This window comes from Ruegeria sp. BHSB196 (genome assembly GCF_059613135.1).
On record NZ_JBXWRY010000005.1, the window covers coordinates 82,220 to 96,089 of the forward strand.

The following is a 13,870-nucleotide window of genomic DNA, read 5'->3' on the forward strand; positions in this document are numbered from 1 at the left end:
CGGCCCGCCTGACTCGCGCCCTTGTTTCATATTGGGTGCCGCGGACCCCCGCTTGTCAACAAACTTTCTGTAGACATGATTACATCAATCCATACTCTGTAGAAAAAGCTAGAACCGTAGGCGCCCGTGACTCCAACGACCAAGCTTGTCAAACAGATGCTGCAGGACGGGATGGACGGCCTGACGCGGTCCGAACGTCAGCTCGCTTCGGTCCTGCTGCAGGACTATCCGGTCGCCGGCCTGCAATCGATCACCAGGCTGGCCGCGGCGGCGCGGGTCTCGACCCCCACCGTCATCCGCATGGCGCGCAAGCTGGGCTTCGACGGGTTTCCGGCCCTGCAGGAGGCGCTGCGCGACGAGGTCGCCGCCCAGATCAAGAAACCCATCTCGAAACGCGACGCCTGGGTGGTGGACGACGCCGCCGAGCATCCCCTCACCCGCTTCGCCCAGGCGGTCTGGACCAACATGCGCCACACGCTTGACCGGATCGACACGCAGATGTTCGACGCGGTGGCGCGGCTGCTGGCCGACACCGCCCGCCCGCTTTACGTGGTCGGCGGCCGCATCACCCGCTCCAACGCGGATTACCTGTTCAACCACATGCAGATCATCCGGCCGAACGTGACGATGCTGGCCAATTCCGCCAATGTCTGGCCTCAATACCTGCTGGACATGGACCGAACCTCGGTGCTGGTCGTCTTCGACATCCGCCGCTACGAGTCGCACCTGGAAAAACTCGCCCAGATCGCCGCCGAGCGCGGCGCCACCGTCATCCTGTTCACCGACCAATGGGGCTCCCCGATCGGGCGTTGCGCGGATCACACCTTTCACGGGCTGGTCGAGGCGCCGTCGAGCTGGGACTCGACCATCGCGCTTCAGCTGATCTCCGAGGCGCTGATCGCCCAGGTTCAGGACGCCCGCTGGGATGACAGCAAGGCGCGAATCGAAGAGCTTGAGGGGATGCTGTCTTCGACGCGCCTGTTTCGCGGATAGCGGTGGCCCGGTCTTCAGGGGCGCTGCCCCTCTTGCCCTTCGGGCAATTCACCCCGGGGTATTTCGGACCAGAAAGAAGCCGGACTCGAGGCGGGCTTCTTTCTGGTTTCAAATACCCCAGGGAGTTTGAGGGACAGCGTCCCTCAACAAACGATTGCCAATCCATCAAATGCCGTCAGGGGCTTTCGATGCGCACCGACCTGACCGAAGGATCGGCCCGGCCATAGGCGGCCAGCAGGCGACCGGTCCACTTCTGAGCGATGTAGTCGGCCATGAACCGCGAGGGCGCCAGCAGCGTGGCAACGCCCCCTGCCCTGTCCAGTTCGCGGAGATGCTGAAACCAGCTGGCCCAGAGTTCGGGATCACGCCCATGCAGCGCCGCCTGGACCTGGCCCCATACATCATCCCCGTCCGGCGCGGGCGGCAGGCTCCTGGTCTGGAACGGCACGACGTTGCCGGCCGGGTCCGGCGCGGGCCCCTGCCCCATCCGCGCCTCGAAATCCGGCCCGATCAGGGGCCAGACATCGACAGTGTCCAGCATCATCTGTTTGAGATCCAACTCGTAGACCGTCACCCGGCCCCGTGCTCCGGGCCGTTTCACCACGATCCAGCCCATCGTCCGCAGCCGGGCCATCTCGCGCTTGACGGTGCGTTCCTCGACCGACCAGAGACGGGCGATTTCCGCGCGTCCGATGGAGAGTTCGTTGTTGCGCCAGTTGTAGCGGGTGGTGATCAGGGCAAGGAGGCGCAGGACGAGTCGCTGGCGGTGCTTGTCGCCGGACAGCGCGAAGACGCCCAAGGCAGAGAGCATGTCATATTTCAGGGTCGGCGCGTTGCGCCCGACCGGCTTTGCAATCTGCATCCTCGTCCTCACCGCTCTGTCTGCCTCGATCGGGTCGTTGCCCGGCCGGTCTGCGCCGTTTTCCAACGCTTTTCCGGGGATTGGCATGATTAGCGTCCAAAGCGGCGATTCTGTCAAGGGAAAGGTCGAGGCGGGCCGAAAGGCGACCGGATTTCAGCCCAAAAGAAAAAGATTCGGTGAACTTTATGGTGAAGGGGGACAGTCAGGATGTCCCCCTATCTGGCGCTGATGTCCCCCCAAATCCGGCGGGGGCTGTGAGTGTGTCCCCCCAAATCTGGTGTGGTGCCATTCCCGAATCGATCCGGCCGTCGGCCCAGGCCCGCGAATCGGCTGACCCCGGAAACGCCTTGTATTCTTACCCGTGGGTAAGCTGACATCGTCATGATATTTTCTTTTGCCAAAAACGCAAATCAAGCGTAAATGTCGAAGCACAGGAAAATAGCGTCCAATACCAACGAGACCCGAGGCATGTACACGCACGAAACCTTGAACGCATTGCGCAATCAGTCGCTCAAGCTGCAGGGCTGGATCCGGCAGCAGACCTTCAGTCCGGAGCTGGAGAAGACTCTGCGCCGGTTCTCCAGCTGGGAGGTGAGCGAGCTGATCTTCCAGGTCAATCAGTCCACCTTTCGCGGCAAGCTGGCCGCCGATCCGACCCTGCCCGGCGGCGAAGTGGAGCCGGACGGTCGCCAGCGGTGGTTCTCGCTGGAAGAGGTGAACGAACTGCGCCGGCGGTTGAAGGTCAAGGGGCGGTCGCTGATGCCCCCGCGTCCCGCCGGCAAGCGGGCGGTCCGCGCCGCGGTGGCGAATTTCAAGGGCGGTGCCGGCAAGTCCACCGTGGCGCTGCACCTGGCGCATGCGGCGGCGCTGGATGGCTACCGTGTGCTGGTGGTCGATTTCGACCCGCAGGCGACGCTGAGCCATTCCATGGGCCTGACGGATGTGGCCGAGGACTTCACGGTCTGGGGCATCATGGCCCGCGACCTGATCCGCGAGACCGAACGGATGAACAGCCGTCCTGCCGCGGCCGAGTCCGGCACCGCCCTGCCCCGCCGCGAGTTGCCGCCGTCGATCACCGACATGGGGCTTGGCGATCTGCGGGTGGCGGATTTCATCAAGAAGACCTCGTGGTCCACCATCGATGCGATCCCCTCCTGCGCCAATGCGGCCTTTGTCGAGTTCGCCTCGGCCCAGTACCGGCATCTGAATCCGGAATGGTCCTTCTTCGCGGCGGTGTCGCGGTATCTCGATCAAATCCCCGACGATGCCTATGATCTGATCCTTTTCGACTGCCCGCCCGCGATCGGGTATCAGTCGATGAACGCGGTCTTTGCCGCCGACATGCTCTATATCCCGTCCGGGCCGGGATATTGGGAGTACGATTCGACCACCTCGTTCATCGGCCAGTTGGCGGAGGCGCTCGAGGATCTGGCCTATGGTTTCGACAAGACCTTACCCACGGGTAAGATCGGCCTGCCCAAGACCTTCTGCGAGATGCGCTTTGTCCTCACCCGGTACGAACCGGGCAACGCCTTGCATCAGGCGATGTTCGAGGCGTTCAAGAAGGTGTTCGGCGAACACGTCGCCGATCACCCGGTCGAGATGACCCGTGCGGTCGAGCAATCCGGCCGCTTTCTGAGCTCGGTCTACGAGATGGACTATCGCGACATGACTCGCGAGACATGGCGGCGCGCGCGGTCGACCTTTGACAACGCGTATCGTGAATTCCGGGGGGTCATGCTCTCGGCCTGGGACAAGCTGGAGGATGAGTCATGAGCCGCAAACGCCGCATGTTCGAAATCGACATGCCCGCCATCGAGGACATCCCGGTCGGCAAGGTTCCCGATCATGTGCTGGACAAGCGCCGCGGGCCCATGGCGGCCGCGATCGCGGAGAACGCCGAGGCGCTGCGCGACCGGCAATCGACAGAGGAGACGATCCGGGCGGAAAATGACCGGCTGGCGCATGAGCTGGTGCGGCTGCGCAAGGAGGGCCTGATCGTCGAGCGCATTGCACTCGACGACATCGTGGCCGAAAAGCTGACGCGCGACCGCAAGCCCGGTCCCGACCCGGAGCTGGAAGAGCTCAAGGCCTCGATCCAGGAGATCGGCCTGTCAAACCCGATCCGCGTCGAGCGCCGTGCGGATGGCCGGTACGAGCTGATCCAAGGCATGCGCCGGCTTTCGGCCTATCGGGCGCTGCATGAGGAAACCGGCGATGCCGCCTTTTCCGCCATACCGGCAGGCATCGTCGCGGAGGCCGGGCTGAACGACAGCTATCGCCGCATGGTCGATGAGAACCTGATCCGCAAGGACATCTCCTTTGCCGAAATGGGGGCGCTGGCGCGAGCCTATGCCCTGGACCCGGCCAACGAATGCCCGGATGTGGACAAGGCGGTGGCGGTCTTGTTCAAATCCGCCAGCTATACCAAGCGCAGCTACATCCGCGCCTTTGCCAGCCTGTTGGCGATGCTGGACAAGGTTCTGGCCCATCCCAACGACATTCCACGCAATGTGGGCGTGGAGCTCAAACGCAGATTGGACGCGGATCCGGGGCTGATCCGGCGGGTCAGCACGGCGCTGATGGCAGAGCCGGAGCGCGACGGCGCGCGCGAAACCGAGATCCTGCGCGGGTTCCTGGAAGACGGGGCAGGGCGGCCGGCCAGGCCCGTGCCGGAGCGACCGGCCAAGACGCGGCGGGCCAAGACGACGTTTCAGGTCACCGGCCGCAACGGGATCGCCAAATGTGCCGCGTCGAACGGACGGATCGAGTTGCGGTACGACCTGGACTTCACGCGGGTGGATCGCGGCGATCTGGAACAGGCGGTCGCGGATCTGATCGACAAGCTTCAGCGGGACTAGCCGGTCTTACCCACGGGTAAGATTGCAGGACAAGAGGCGCCGGGCCACACCGGCGCCTTTTTCATCCCAGCAGGTCGGTGGCCGGATTGTCGGTGATTTCCACATCGTCATAGTAACGCTGCGCCTGCGCCAGCGACCGGTGCAGGGACAGGCGCATCGCCGCCTGAATCGGCGCACCGTCGAGCGCGGCCTGAGTCAGAAAGCCCGAGCGCAGCCCGTGCGGGCTGGCGAATCCGTCCGGCAGCCCGGCCAGTCTGAGCCGGCGCTTGACGATCTGATAGATCGCATCGGCCGTAAGGCGGCGCTTAAGCACCCGGTCGGCCTTGGAAATGGGACGGAAGAGGGGGCCGCTTTCGATCTTGCCGACCTCGATCCAATGCACCAGCGCCTGGGCCGCGCGGCCCTTGAGCACCAGCCGCGGGGTTTCGCCCTTGGCGGTTGTCTTGGTCTCGACCAGGGTCAGCCACGCGATGCCGCGCTTTTCGAATTCCTTAAGCGACACGTCCTCGCGCATCAGGCCGGAGATTTCGGACCGGCGGCGCCCGCCCGAAGCCCAGCCCAGCATCAGGATCGCCCGGTCTCGGCAGTCGCGGCGCGAGCCATGGCAGGTATCCAGCATGGCTTCGAGAATGTTGCGCGTGATCGGGTGCGCGGATTTCGGGGCCGGTGGCCGCGCGGCGGCGCGGCGCGCCTTGGCGCGGGCCTGTTTGACGAAGGGTGCGTCGAAGGGGCTGTCCAGGTTCTTCATCCGGTGAAAGGCGCGCCACGAGGCGACGCGCCGGTCGAGCGTGGCGGGGGCGGGGCAGGCGAGTGTCTTCCGGAGTCCCAGGGCGATCAGGGTCGAAGCCGCCTCTACCGCACGGTCGGTTTCGGGAACGTCCACCAGGTCGCGTGCATGATCCAGCAGAAAGGCGACGGCCACCTCTTCGGATTCGGGCCAGGCCAGGTCGGCATCGAACCGCGCACGCTTCCAGGCGGTGAGGTAGAGCAGATCGCGTTCATAGGCGCGCAGAGTGTTCTCGGGCGTGCCGCGCACATAGAGATCGGTAAGAGCCTCCTGATCGGCCGGGGAAAGGGCGGGCGGCGGTACGGGGAGGTGGGGTTCGCGGCTCATGTCTTGATTGTAACCCGCTGGCTAGCTATATAGCTAGATGAGAGTGGAAGGACAAAACCATGTGGACCCTTCAGGACGCCAAGAACAAGTTCTCGGCCGTGGTGGACGCGGCGCTGGCGGGAACGCCACAGGAGGTCACGCGCCGTGGCAAGCCGGCCGTGGTCGTGCTGTCGGCGGATGACTATCAGCGGCTGCTGCAAGGTGCGGTCGAGGCGCGGGAGAGTTTTGCCGACCACCTGCTGGCCTTTCCGGGCGGTGACGTGGACCGGGCCGAGGCACAGCCGCGGGATGTCGAGTTCTGAATGTACATCATCGACACGAACGTGATCTCGGCCATCCGCCGGCCGGACCGGGCGCCGCAGGTGGCGGCATGGCTGCGGACCAAACCCGAACACACCCTGTTTCTCAGCGCGATCACCCTGGGTGAGATCGAACGCGGAATCCGGTTGCAGCAACGGCGTGACCCGCGCTTTGCGCGCGATCTGCGCCTTTGGCTGGACCGCACGTCGCTGGTCTTTGCCGACCGGATCCTGAGCTTTGGCGCGGAAGAAGCGCGGCTCTGGGGCCGACTGAGCGCCGAGTTGGGGCATTCCGGCGCCGACCTGATGATCGCCGCGACGGCCCTGCGCCACGGGGCGACGGTCGTCACCGGCAATGAAAGCGATTTCGTGCCCACGGGCGTTGCGATCGAAAACCCGTTCTGAACACGTGAGATCCTGAATGCGGGGCAAGGGCAGGGGCCTCCGGCCGGCCAGTTTCGGTTTCGTGACCTATCTTGTGGTTTGAGGTGGCGGAAGTCAACGAAAGTGATAATGGAACATTATCGGTAGTAATCGACGGGAAACAGGATTTCTTATGTAGTGCGCAAAACGCAAAAAATATTAGCATTATGTGGTGCGAAAGCCAACGGTTTTAAGGCGCGAAACTGTCGAACGCCAGGTTCCGTTGTCGCAACGAGTCTCGCAATCTCTCGAATCCGCGTTCCCGCAGTTGTCGCACGCGTTCCTTGGAAACGCCGTAGCGGTCGCTCAGCACCGCAAGCGTGCAGGGGGGATCGGCGAGTTGGGTGGCCAGAATGATCGCGCGTTCCCGGTCAGGCAGGTCCAGAAGCGCGTCGACCAATACGCCGCGGAGCTTTTTCGTATCCAGATCGGACACACCTTCCGGGAGTCCGGTGCTGGATGGATCAACCAGCGCGAACAGCCGGTCCTCCCCCTCGTCGTCGAAAACCGATGCATTGAGCGATGCATCTGCACCGGAGATCTGCATGCGCACCTCGTTCAACCGAGGAATGCTGACCGACAGCAACTTGGCCACGCGGGCGTCGGCCTCGGGTTTCGTGAGATCTTGCAGCGCGGAGACCCGCGACTCGGCGCGCGCAAGATTGAAGGCCACCTTGCGGATTTCCGGGGAGTTGGGACGCCGCACGACGGATCTGTTGGCGAGTTTGAAATCCTGGATCTCGGCGCGCACCCACCAGGCAGCGTAGGTCGCGAAGCGAAACCCGCGACCGGGATCAAAGCGGTCGGCTGCTTTCATGAGGCCGATATTGGCCTGTTGCAGCAGGTCGCGTTCCATTTCCTGATCACCGGGCGCAGATCGTTTTGCCATCGCCGCAGCCAACGGTGCAAAGGCCGTGATCAGTTTCTCGCGCGCATCATGATCGCCATGTTGCTGCCACGCCCGGATGAGGCGCCGTTCTTCTTTCGGCGTCAGCATATCGCCTTTCGGCTTGCCACGGCTTCTGGAGCCCCAGTTTCGTACGGGTCTGTTCATTTCCGCAGGGCCTTGGTGATTTCGAATCGAAACTAAACTAGATGCAGTTTCCTTGTCAAAGTAATTTCGGTTCGATACTTTCCGCGCATGTCACCCGAACCTGCTCCCACAGACCGCATCGCGGAGTTGCTAATCCATCTTGGGCGAGCTTGCCGAACCGACGACGCAGGCTCCGAGATGACCGCGGCGCAATGGACCTGTCTGAGGTTCTTGTCGCGGTCCAACCGCAGCACTCGAACTCCGTCGGCCTTCGCGAGCTTTCATGCCACGACGCGGGGAACGGCGTCGCAGGTCATCAAATCGTTGGAGGCCCGGGGGCTGATCGTTCGAAACAAGTCGTCCGTGGACAGACGCAGCGTCTATTTTGATCTTTCGGAAACCGGTCGCGCCGCGTTGGAAAATGACCCACTGCGGGATTTGATCGGTGTGCTGGAAGGTCTCGGCGCCAACGAACAACAGGAATTTCTTTCGATACTGTCCCGGCTGTCCTCGTCGCTTTCGGACCTTCGCGGGGCGCCCACTTTCGGAACCTGCCGCGACTGTACGCATTTTACGCCTGCGGGCGACAAAGGCTATTGTGCGTGCATGGCCGCGGAACTTTTGGCCGAAGAGACCGAACAGCTTTGTGCAAGCTACAAAGGCCATGGCTGAGTATGGGGCGGCGCAAAAGGGCAGGGAAGCCGGAAACCAGACTCCCCGTCGGCCCCCCGTGGACAGAAACAACGCAGAGATCCCTACGCCGATAATCGTTTGGGACATTCACAACCCGGAGCCAGCATGACCAAAGAGACCATCCACAAACCCAATCTTCCCAGCCGGCATACGACGGAGGGCCCCGCCCGGGCTCCGCACCGGTCGTTCTATTACGCGATGGGGCTGACCGAAGAGGAAATCCACCAGCCTTTCGTTGGTGTTGCAACCTGCTGGAACGAGGCCGCTCCGTGCAACATCGCGCTGAGCCGTCAGGCACAGGCGGTCAAGATGGGGGTAAAGTCCGCGTGCGGAACGCCGCGCGAGTTCACCACGATCACGGTGACGGATGGGATTGCGATGGGGCACGAAGGGATGCGCTCGTCCCTGGCATCGCGCGAGGCGATTGCGGATTCCGTCGAACTGACCATGCGCGGCCATTGCTATGACGCGCTGGTGGGCCTTGCGGGCTGCGACAAGTCGCTGCCCGGCATGATGATGGCAATGATCCGCCTCAACGTGCCATCCGTCTTTCTGTATGGCGGATCGATCCTGCCCGGCCGGCTGGACGGCCACGACGTCACGATCCAGGATGTCTTTGAAGCGGTGGGCCGGCATCAGGCCGGAAACATGTCCGGTTGTGCTCTGCAAAAGCTCGAGCGCGTTGCCTGCCCCTCGGCTGGCGCCTGTGGCGGCCAGTTCACGGCGAACACGATGGCATGTGTGTCCGAAGCGATCGGTCTCGCCCTGCCGAATTCGGCGGGTGCCCCGGCGCCCTATGAAAGCCGGGATCAATATGCCGAAGCTTCCGGTGTTGCGGCCATGAACCTGATCGAGAAGAACATCCGGGCACGCGATATCGTGACCCGGAAATCGCTGGAAAACGCGGCGCGCGTTGTGGCCTGCACGGGCGGTTCGACCAATGCGGGGCTGCACCTTCCGGCTATGGCGCATGAGGCCGGTATCGAGTTCTTTCTCGACGATGTCTGCGAGATCTTTCGCGACACGCCCTATTTTGTCGATCTCAAGCCGGGCGGGCGGTTTCTGGCGAAAGACATGTACGAGGTCGGTGGGATCTATGTCGTCATGAAGGAATTGCGCAAGGCCGGCCTGATCCACGAGGATTGCCTGACGGTGACGGGTTGTTCCATCGGAGAAGAACTCGACAAGATCGCTCTCGAAGCGGATGGCCGCGTCATCCACCCGATTGCGAAACCCTTGTCCAAAACGGGTGGTGTCGTGGGTCTCAAAGGGAATCTCGCTCCCGAAGGCGCCATCGTGAAAATCGCTGGCATGGCCGAGGACGAGATCGTCTTTACCGGCCCCGCTCGGGTCTTCGAGTGTGAACAGGACGCGTTCGAAGCGGTGCAGTCCCGATCCTACAAGGAAGGAGAGGTCATCGTGATCCGCAACGAGGGTCCGGCCGGCGGTCCCGGAATGCGCGAGATGCTGGCCACCACGGCCGCTCTCTCCGGCCAGGACATGGGAAAGAAGGTCGCACTGATCACGGATGGACGGTTTTCCGGCGCGACCCGAGGCTTCTGCGTCGGGCATGTCGGGCCGGAAGCCTCCAAGGGCGGCCCGATCGCGCTGCTGCAGGACGGGGACATGATCACCATCGATGCGGTCAAGGGTGAACTCAGCGTGGATCTGAGTGATGCCGAACTCGCCGCGCGAAAGGCGAAATGGGCGGGCCCGCGCGAAACGATCTATGCCAGCGGCGCCTTGTGGAAATACGCGCAACTGGTGGGCGACACCTATCGCGGCGCCGTCACCCATCCAGGCGCGGCGGAAGAGAAACACGACTACATGTCGCTCTGAGCAATTGCACGGCGGGGTCCGGCAGCAGTTTCGGCATCGCCTCGATAGGTTTTGTCGCGAAGTTTCTTGCCGACCGAAGGGATCACGCCGGGCTACCGGTTTAGGCAGCCAGTTCAACGAACTGGCGAAACGGACAGAGAGACGGTTCCGGAAACCTGAACCAGTAACAGCTATCCGCTTGCCTGAATGGCCAATTGGATCGAAGGGATATGGGTATGCGTTGCGGTCGCGTCCCGGTACACTGGCAAAGACTGAACTGTCCGCAAATCGCTGGGATTGACGGGACAGGAAGGGAGTGATGGTGACAGACGCTGTTGGTTCGGGGATGGTCGATCCCGCGCAAGGCGCCCTTTCCGGGTTGCCATGGCCAGATGGGTACCAGGACCTTCGACCGGTGCTCGAAGGGCAATGGGGGCATGGCGACGACATCCATCTGCACCACAAGCTGAGCGGCAAGTCGGGGGCGGCGGTCTTTGCCGCGGATATCCACAGCGACGATTTCAGTGGCCAGGCGATCCTGAAATTCGACCGTGCGCCCGATCCTGCGTGGAACGAACCGTCGGAGGCGGAACGGCACGAAACCGCCTTTTCGGCGGCGCCGGATTTCGCGAAACGCCACCTGCCGAGAATTCTGAAGACCTGCACCGAAGGCGAACGGATGGCGATCCTGTCGTCGATCGCGGGGCGGGGTCTGGAATACGCAAAACCCTGGGCCGAATGCTCGCATGCCAGCCAGTTGGAGGCGGCCAAGCTGGTCTCCACGGGGTTGCTGGAAGACTGGAACGCCGCCTGCACGCTGTCGCCGGGTCTGGTGTCGGTCCGGGATCTTCTGGACGGCTGGCTTGGCTATCGGCTGGATCCCCGCCAGGGACGGATCGCGGACTTCGTACAGGGGCAATGCGGGCTCGCCGCTAAGGAACAGAGCTTTGTCTTCGAGGGACGCTGGTATCCCAATCCGCTGTTTCTGACGCATTCCGGGTCGGATTTTGCCACCGCCCACAAGCTGCGGGCGGTCCTGGGCAATGTGCACGGCGATCTGCATGGCTACAACGTGCTGGTCAGCGGGACCGAAGCCGGCAGTCTGAGCTACTATCTGATCGATCTGGCCTTGTATCAGGACCGCCAGTTCCTGTTCTACGATCATGCCTATTTCGAACTGAGCCACCTGCTGCTGATGCGCGAGAAGGTCGATGCGGGCAACTGGAACGCGATTCTCGGGCACCTGTCCACCTTCAGCCAGTCGCGCACGGACGCGGCGCTGCGCGGCGACGATCTGGGCCTGATTCAGGTGATCGAGGCGCTGCGCGGCAACCAGATGCTCTGGGTGGACCGCAACCAGTCGGACCGGCTGGCTTACATGGAAGTCCAGTCCATGCTGGCGCGCGTGGCGGTGGGGCTGAATTTTGTCAACAAGCCGAATTCCGACAAGGCCCGCCGCATGGCGTTTCTCTATGCGGCGGCGAACCTGAAGGATTTCATGAAGCTGACCGGCAGCCAGTGGCCCAAGCATGGACCGCTGTTCGAAATCGACGAACCCCGGGACGGTTTCGGCGGCGCGGCGGTCGCTGGCCCGCGCGCGGAGTCGATACCGGCGGGGCGCGGCACCTCGGACCCGCGCCAGGAACTGACCGAGGGCCGACCGGCCATCGCGGTGCTCGCCTTCGACAACATGAGCGGCGATCCGGGTCAGGAGTATTTCTCGGACGGATTCGCGCAGGAACTGATCCTCTATCTGTCGAGTGTCGATTGGCTCATGGTGATCTCGCGCGGCTCGTCCTTTGCCTACAAAGGCCAGGCCACGGGCATTCAGCAGATCGGGCGCGAACTGGGTGTGGATTACCTGGTCGAAGGCAGCGTGCGGCAGGCAGGGTCGCGGGTGCGCATCTCGGTCCAGTTGATCGATGCGCGGACGAGCCATCACATCTGGGCGGAACGTTACGACCGCGACGCGACCGACATCTTCGATCTGCAGGAGGAAATCGCCCAGGCGATCGCCACCAATGTCGATGCCAAGCTGAGGGTGGTCGAACGCGAACGCGCGCGGTTTCCGGACGAGGATCTGGGCATCTGGCACAAGTTCCAGCACGCGATGTGGCACTACCACAAGATCTCGGACGCGCACACGCAGTCCGCTCGCGACCTTCTGAGTACCCTGGTGAAGGAAGCGCCTCAGTTTGCCGAGGCCCACGCGCTGCTCTCGCTTTTCGACTGCCGCCGGATCACCTATTGCGAGACCGATGACAGCGACCCGGTTCTGAGCCGAGCCCTTGAACATGCCAGGATCGCGGTATCGCTGAATGACCGGAGCAGCCTGGCCAAGGTCGCGTTGAGCCGGGTCTACATGCTGCAAGGCAAGCTGAACCGCGCGATCAGCCAGTCGGAACTGGCGGCAGCCCTGAATCCCAGCTCGACCGTGGCGCATCTCTGCCTGGCGGCCGCGCAGTTCTGGAGCGGCCGCGCCGAGAACGCCATCCCCATCATCGACGCTTCCATTCGGCTCAGTCCCAAGGGGCCCTACCTCGACATCAAGAAGGTCAGCAAGGCGCTCAGCCTGTATGTTCTCGGAGACCTCGACGAAAGCGAAGCACTGGTCCGGTCGGCCTATGAAAACCGGTACGTCGGCCACCTGGGCCTGCTGATCCTGGCGGCGATCCTTTCGCGAAAGGGTCATGCGGCCGAGGCGCAGGACGCGGTACAGGAACTGCTGGACATCGCGCCCGACATCACCGTGACCCGTTTCCGCGAGTGCTGGCGGGGGCTGTATCCCGACTATTTCACGATGCTCGAACAGGATCTAAGGCAGGCGGGTCTGCCGGAATGACGCAGGCTCGGAAGGCCGCTATACCAGCCTCAATGATCGGATGAACGCGCTGCAATCCCGGGTCAGTTCCGAAAAGCGCGTCCGCTCCCGCGTGTAAAGACAGACCTGCCGTTTGTCGGACAGATCCGCCAGCGGGCGGAAAACCGTCGATTCAGGGATGAACCGGGCGACGGTTTCGGGCAGGACCGTCACCCAGTCGCCGGTGCGGACCATGGTGATCAGCGAATGCGTGTTGTGGATGGTGACATCGGCGGTTGCGATGGCGTCGTGGAACCGGGGCGTGCGGATCAGATCGCACAGCGCGTTGCGGACAAAGGCGGCAGTGGCCACATCGGCGATGCGCGGCGGCGTCGCGCGCAGGGCCAGCGGGTGATCGGCGGCGCAGACCAGGCCAAACCGGTCCTCGAACAGCGGCACCGTGGTGACGCCGTTCAGGGGGTGGTGCCCCGAGGCGATCCCGATATCGGCTTTGCCCTCGGCCAGCGCATCGAGAACCTGTTGCGTGTCGGTGTCGCGCAGCTCGACCCGCAGGCCGGGATAGGTGCGGGTCATGTGCTCCAGCACCGGCGGAAAGACGAGCGCCGCCACCGACGGGACCGAGACGATCCGGATCAGCCCGTGACTGGCTTCGGCGGCCATTTCGATGCTGCGCACCGCCTGGTCGAACCGGCGCACCTGCTGGAGCGCCAGGTCGAACACCTGTTGCCCCAACGGCGTCAGCCTGTTTTTCCGTTCGCCTTCGAACAGCTTCTTCCCGAGGTGATCCTCAAGCTGCCTCAGCGTCATCGACACGGCCGATTGCGTGCGTCCCAGCCGATCCGCGGCCTCGGCCAGGTTGCCGGTCCGGGCAACTGTGCAGAAGCAGCGCAGCATTTCGATCTTGATCGCCATACTTCAATTTTACTGAAGTCAATTTAAGATGTTTGAGTTTG

12 protein-coding genes are annotated in these 13,870 nt (G+C 63.2%); 8 read left to right on the top strand and 4 right to left on the bottom strand.

Features of this window, described 5'->3' with window-relative positions:
• Positions 1–126 precede the first annotated feature (126 nt).
• On the top strand, positions 127–993 hold the full coding sequence (locus AC2FNJ_RS05165) for a MurR/RpiR family transcriptional regulator (RefSeq protein ID WP_496762990.1): 867 nt from the start codon (positions 127–129) through the stop codon (positions 991–993).
• A 175-nt stretch (positions 994–1,168) separates the two neighbouring features.
• Here the strand turns inward: AC2FNJ_RS05165 and AC2FNJ_RS05170 are convergent, their stop codons facing one another.
• Positions 1,169–1,855: a DnaA N-terminal domain-containing protein gene (locus AC2FNJ_RS05170; RefSeq protein ID WP_496762991.1), complete on the bottom strand. Its 687-nt coding sequence runs from the start codon at positions 1,853–1,855 to the stop codon at positions 1,169–1,171.
• A gap of 468 nt (positions 1,856–2,323) precedes the next feature.
• Between AC2FNJ_RS05170 and AC2FNJ_RS05175 the strand changes: the two genes are divergently transcribed.
• Both AC2FNJ_RS05175 and AC2FNJ_RS05180 read left to right on the top strand, forming a co-directional pair.
• On the top strand, positions 2,324–3,631 hold the full coding sequence (locus AC2FNJ_RS05175) for an AAA family ATPase (RefSeq protein ID WP_496762993.1): 1,308 nt from the start codon (positions 2,324–2,326) through the stop codon (positions 3,629–3,631).
• Complete coding sequence (locus AC2FNJ_RS05180) at positions 3,628–4,716, top strand: ParB/RepB/Spo0J family partition protein (protein ID WP_496762994.1); 1,089 nt, start codon at positions 3,628–3,630, stop codon at positions 4,714–4,716. Before AC2FNJ_RS05175 ends, AC2FNJ_RS05180 begins: the two co-directional genes overlap by 4 nt.
• A 61-nt stretch (positions 4,717–4,777) precedes the next feature.
• Here AC2FNJ_RS05180 and AC2FNJ_RS05185 read toward each other — a convergent pair whose 3' ends face one another.
• Entirely contained in the window at positions 4,778–5,830 is a 1,053-nt protein-coding gene (locus AC2FNJ_RS05185) for a tyrosine-type recombinase/integrase (RefSeq protein ID WP_496762996.1), read from the bottom strand.
• A gap of 59 nt (positions 5,831–5,889) precedes the next feature.
• Between AC2FNJ_RS05185 and AC2FNJ_RS05190 the strand changes: the two genes are divergently transcribed.
• Complete coding sequence (locus AC2FNJ_RS05190; protein ID WP_496762998.1) at positions 5,890–6,132, top strand: type II toxin-antitoxin system Phd/YefM family antitoxin; 243 nt, start codon at positions 5,890–5,892, stop codon at positions 6,130–6,132.
• Positions 6,133–6,534, top strand: a complete 402-nt coding sequence (locus tag AC2FNJ_RS05195; RefSeq protein WP_496762999.1) for a type II toxin-antitoxin system VapC family toxin — start codon at positions 6,133–6,135, stop codon at positions 6,532–6,534. It abuts the gene before it with no gap.
• A gap of 208 nt (positions 6,535–6,742) precedes the next feature.
• Here the strand turns inward: AC2FNJ_RS05195 and AC2FNJ_RS05200 are convergent, their stop codons facing one another.
• The gene (locus AC2FNJ_RS05200; RefSeq protein WP_496763000.1) at positions 6,743–7,549 is read right to left on the bottom strand and encodes a sigma-70 family RNA polymerase sigma factor; all 807 of its coding nucleotides are present in this window, start codon (positions 7,547–7,549) and stop codon (positions 6,743–6,745) included.
• A 234-nt stretch (positions 7,550–7,783) separates the two neighbouring features.
• Here AC2FNJ_RS05200 and AC2FNJ_RS05205 point away from each other — a divergent pair, with 234 nt between their 5' ends.
• From AC2FNJ_RS05205 to AC2FNJ_RS05215, 3 genes are all read left to right on the top strand, one after another.
• Positions 7,784–8,257, top strand: coding sequence for a MarR family winged helix-turn-helix transcriptional regulator (locus tag AC2FNJ_RS05205; protein ID WP_496763002.1), 474 nt, complete (start codon positions 7,784–7,786; stop codon positions 8,255–8,257).
• 126 nt (positions 8,258–8,383) lie between these two features.
• The gene (gene ilvD, locus AC2FNJ_RS05210; protein ID WP_496763003.1) at positions 8,384–10,117 is read left to right on the top strand and encodes a dihydroxy-acid dehydratase; all 1,734 of its coding nucleotides are present in this window, start codon (positions 8,384–8,386) and stop codon (positions 10,115–10,117) included.
• A gap of 298 nt (positions 10,118–10,415) precedes the next feature.
• Positions 10,416–12,938, top strand: coding sequence for a hypothetical protein (locus tag AC2FNJ_RS05215; RefSeq protein ID WP_496763004.1), 2,523 nt, complete (start codon positions 10,416–10,418; stop codon positions 12,936–12,938).
• Between the two features lie 18 nt (positions 12,939–12,956).
• Here the strand turns inward: AC2FNJ_RS05215 and AC2FNJ_RS05220 are convergent, their stop codons facing one another.
• Positions 12,957–13,829, bottom strand: coding sequence for a LysR family transcriptional regulator (locus AC2FNJ_RS05220; RefSeq protein ID WP_496763005.1), 873 nt, complete (start codon positions 13,827–13,829; stop codon positions 12,957–12,959).
• Between the last annotated feature and the right edge of the window lie 41 nt (positions 13,830–13,870).

Coding starts and splice junctions, on each gene's coding strand:
- AC2FNJ_RS05190 (WP_496762998.1), top strand. CDS start 5,890: ATGTGGACCCTTCAGGACGCCAAGAACAAGTTCTCGGCCGTGGTGGAC.
- AC2FNJ_RS05175 (WP_496762993.1), top strand. CDS start 2,324: ATGTACACGCACGAAACCTTGAACGCATTGCGCAATCAGTCGCTCAAG.
- AC2FNJ_RS05170 (WP_496762991.1), bottom strand. CDS start 1,855: ATGCAGATTGCAAAGCCGGTCGGGCGCAACGCGCCGACCCTGAAATAT.
- AC2FNJ_RS05215 (WP_496763004.1), top strand. CDS start 10,416: ATGGTGACAGACGCTGTTGGTTCGGGGATGGTCGATCCCGCGCAAGGC.
- AC2FNJ_RS05200 (WP_496763000.1), bottom strand. CDS start 7,549: ATGCTGACGCCGAAAGAAGAACGGCGCCTCATCCGGGCGTGGCAGCAA.
- AC2FNJ_RS05195 (WP_496762999.1), top strand. CDS start 6,133: ATGTACATCATCGACACGAACGTGATCTCGGCCATCCGCCGGCCGGAC.
- ilvD (WP_496763003.1), top strand. CDS start 8,384: ATGACCAAAGAGACCATCCACAAACCCAATCTTCCCAGCCGGCATACG.
- AC2FNJ_RS05185 (WP_496762996.1), bottom strand. CDS start 5,830: ATGAGCCGCGAACCCCACCTCCCCGTACCGCCGCCCGCCCTTTCCCCG.
- AC2FNJ_RS05220 (WP_496763005.1), bottom strand. CDS start 13,829: ATGGCGATCAAGATCGAAATGCTGCGCTGCTTCTGCACAGTTGCCCGG.
- AC2FNJ_RS05205 (WP_496763002.1), top strand. CDS start 7,784: ATGACCGCGGCGCAATGGACCTGTCTGAGGTTCTTGTCGCGGTCCAAC.
- AC2FNJ_RS05180 (WP_496762994.1), top strand. CDS start 3,628: ATGAGCCGCAAACGCCGCATGTTCGAAATCGACATGCCCGCCATCGAG.